1 protein-coding gene is annotated in these 271 nt (G+C 68.6%); it reads right to left on the bottom strand.

All coding sequences use genetic code 11. The features are described 5' to 3' along the window. Nucleotides 1-271: NAD(P)-binding oxidoreductase (locus tag DBR34_RS21930; protein ID WP_219928348.1), on the bottom strand; the 271-nt coding region annotated here is incomplete at both ends.

Raw genomic sequence — 271 nt, 5'->3', positions numbered from 1 at the left:
ACGCACGTCGGGGTGCTCCACCAGCGCGACCAGCGTGGCGGCGACATCGGCGCGCGGGACATCGCCATACGCGATTGCCGGGCCTGCCGTGACGCGTCCGGTGCCCGCCGCATCGTTCAAGGTGCCCGGGCGCAGGATCACCCAGTCCAGATCGGTCGCGGCCAGATACACATCCGCGCGCTTCTTGACCGTCATGTAATTTTCGAAACCCCCGCCCATCGCCTTGTTGCGGCCGGCTTCCGGGAACGCCGACACCAGCAGGAAGCGGCGC

This window comes from Stenotrophomonas sp. HMWF003 (assembly GCF_003061285.1).
Classification (GTDB): domain Bacteria; phylum Pseudomonadota; class Gammaproteobacteria; order Xanthomonadales; family Xanthomonadaceae; genus Stenotrophomonas; species Stenotrophomonas maltophilia_AP.
Note: the sequence above shows the minus strand (reverse complement) of the source record. Positions and strands in the feature narration are given on the sequence as shown.